The sequence below is a fragment of the Hydrocoleum sp. CS-953 genome (assembly GCF_002260545.1).
Classification (GTDB): Bacteria; Cyanobacteriota; Cyanobacteriia; order Cyanobacteriales; family Microcoleaceae; genus Trichodesmium.
This window is the reverse complement of sequence record NZ_LGSU01000333.1, coordinates 1-2780: the sequence shown is the minus strand read 5'-3', so window position 1 is coordinate 2780 and position 2780 is coordinate 1. Positions and strand designations below refer to the sequence as shown.

Genomic DNA, 2780 nt, shown 5'->3' with positions numbered 1-2780 from the left:
TCATAATATGTTATTCTTTGGAAGAGATTACTCAAGATTGAAGTGAGGCCAAAAATTAAGAATGAAGCGTTTAGTTATTTGTTGTGATGATACCTGGCAAGATTTAAAAAGTTCTTACCCAAGTAACATAATAAAACTTACTCAAGCAGTCAAACCAATAGCTAGTGACGGAATCTCACAAATCCTCTTTGTGAATCCATGATTGACCGTTTGAAAAATCGGCAGGATTATCGGCCAAAAAATCTAGAGAAAGTTCTTCCTAAACTGAATCTGAAGTAATGGAATAATTGTTAGTTTCACTTTAGATAAAAATACGAAATTCTAGATTCAACTACTTAGAAATCTGATTTAAAGAGGATGCCTTTATGGAAAATGAGAAAAGTAAAGTTGCAGAAACAATAGTAGAATATAACAAGGCATTTGCGAAGCTCAAGCCTCGTATATTAGGTCCTTTTTATCACTATCCGTCAATACTGATTACGCCTGAGACAGTTGTTACTATTGATAATGGATTAAAGTTATGGCTAGTTTTTACCAAAATTGTAACTGACTTAAAGAAACAGAACTATGACAGAAGTGAAACTAGCCCTCTAAACGTTAAATTACTCAGTGATAATTTAGCAGTTGTGAGTGCTGTTGCTACCCGCTATACGGAAGATAACCAGTTACTGACTAACTTTGGTTTTACTTATACAATGCGTAAAGTAGAGGATCGCTGGAAAATAATTGTGGGAACGATTCATGATGTAGAGCCTGTCTCTTAAGTAAAAATTAACTGAGTTGGAAAATAAAATAATATTTATAGGACTTACGTAAAGAAACCGGGTTTTTACGATAAATCGTTGCGCATGAACAATTAACATTGACGAAAAGACCCGGTTTCTCGGTTCGCCTGCGTAAGTCCTGATTTAAAATAGTGTTCAAGTTCAAATCCAAAAATGTAGATGAGGTTTTATGTCCTATTTAGAAAGGTACGACAGTATTCCGGCAGAAAATGTTAGCGACCGAGTTAATGTTATTAATCAAGGTGCTTTTACCGATTGGACGCAATTATTTAAAGAATTGAGAGAAAGTCGTCCCATTTTTATCACTCCTAAATTTGTCCTAGTTAGTTTATTTCCTGACGTACAGGAAGTTTTATCTCGCTCGGAATACTTCTCAGTGAGAACTTTTGCTAGCAAAATGGACCCGGTGTTTGGACCTTGTATGTTGGCGAGAGATAATTCAGAACATAACTGGCGAGAAAAGTCAATAATGAGAGCGGTTTTGCCCTTGGAAGATTTGCCAATGGTGAGAAAAATGGCTGGTGAAATTGCTAAATCTAGTTTAGATAAGTCAGCAGCAACAGGGAAAATGGAAGTTGTTCACGACTTAGCAAAATTTGTTCCCATCAGACTTTGCGGTGATTATTTTGGCTTTCCTGGTCCAGATTTGGAAACTATGTATCGTTGGGCAAAAACAACCCAAGACGATATGTTTAGAAACTTAAGTAACGATCCAAAAGTTCATGAGGCGTCTGTTGAGTCAAGTAATGAAATGCGTGCTTATCTGACTGAACTTCTCAAAGAGAAAAGAGCTAAGGAAACTCAAAGACCTACAAATTTTTTCAGTTATCTAGCTCAATTTTTCCAACCAAAAACAGCCAATAATGACCAAAATATACCACCTGGGGACATTTTTACTCGGTTAGCTAGCACAAAATTTCCTGGCGATATTCCCTTCTCGGAAGACAGAATTATTGCCCACATGATGATTTTCTTGGTGGGTAGCATTGAAGGAACAGCTCAAGTTATCACCCAGGCTATANTTTTCAGTTATCTAGCTCAATTTTTCCAACCAAAAACAGCCAATAATGACCAAAATATACCACCTGGGGACATTTTTACTCGGTTAGCTAGCACAAAATTTCCTGGCGATATTCCCTTCTCGGAAGACAGAATTATTGCCCACATGATGATTTTCTTGGTGGGTAGCATTGAAGGAACAGCTCAAGTTATCACCCAGGCTATAGAACAACTGCTCAAGCGTCCTGAAATTTTCCAAAAAGCTTTAGCAGCAGCTAAGAATAACGATGATGAAACATTTGATAAATATGTTCGGGAAGCTATCCGTTTTAATCCCTTTAGTCCTTTTCTCGTGCGTTTTTGTGAAGCAGATTATACTCTCGCAGCAGGAACTCCGAGGGAAACTCCTATCTCTGCTCAAAGTATCGTCTTAGCGGGTGTCGGTTCAGCGATGTTTGATCCAGCAGTGGTGACTAATCCTGATGAGTTTTTGATCGATCGTCCTAACTATAACTATATGCACTTTGGTTATGGTAGTCATACTTGTCTTGGAGAACATATTGCTGGAGTAGTAGTTCCGGAAGTGGTTAAACAAATTCTGTTGCGACCAGGATTGAGATTTTTGCCGGGGGATGAAGGGAAAGTTGAATATCAAGGTTATATACCATCCCGTTTTGTTGTTGCTTATGATGAGTAATATCATGTCCGGTTGAACAGTTATAAATAAACTACTCAGAATTCAAAATTCATAATTTAGAAGGGAAGAAAGAAGAAAAGAAGGAGAAAGTTTTTTGATCACGCTCTTATCCGGACATGATATAACATAGGGTTTGGAGACTTTTTAGATTGGCTCTAAATTGATTTTGAGGTAAATAATTTAAAGTAGGTAGAAACGAAAAATTTTTTGAGAGGAATTGCGACAAAGGTTAAAGGATTAATTGTGATGATTAGAGCTGGAGAAAGTAATTGAGAAGGGAGCAGCAAAAACAACTGCTC

The 2780-nt window shown here is 37.1% G+C and carries 3 protein-coding genes; all 3 read left to right on the top strand.

Annotation, left to right across the window (positions count from 1 at the left end; genetic code table 11):
- The first annotated feature begins 61 nt into the window (after nt 1-61).
- Entirely contained in the window at nt 62-202 is a 141-nt protein-coding gene (locus tag AFK68_RS34405) for a phospholipase effector Tle1 domain-containing protein (protein ID WP_143437467.1), read from the top strand.
- A gap of 163 nt (nt 203-365) precedes the next feature.
- Nucleotides 366-764: a hypothetical protein gene (locus tag AFK68_RS03095; RefSeq protein WP_094671542.1), complete on the top strand. Its 399-nt coding sequence runs from the start codon at nt 366-368 to the stop codon at nt 762-764.
- A 1043-nt stretch (nt 765-1807) separates the two neighbouring features.
- The coding region (locus AFK68_RS44110; RefSeq protein WP_210407196.1) for a cytochrome P450 at nt 1808-2481 on the top strand (674 nt) is incomplete at its 5' end.
- Nucleotides 2482-2780: the final 299 nt, after the last annotated feature.

Bases quoted from the DNA above. Each gene is read 5' to 3' on its own strand.
- AFK68_RS34405 (WP_143437467.1), top strand. From the start codon at position 62: ATGAAGCGTTTAGTTATTTGTTGTGATGATACCTGGCAAGATTTAAAA.
- AFK68_RS03095 (WP_094671542.1), top strand. From the start codon at position 366: ATGGAAAATGAGAAAAGTAAAGTTGCAGAAACAATAGTAGAATATAAC.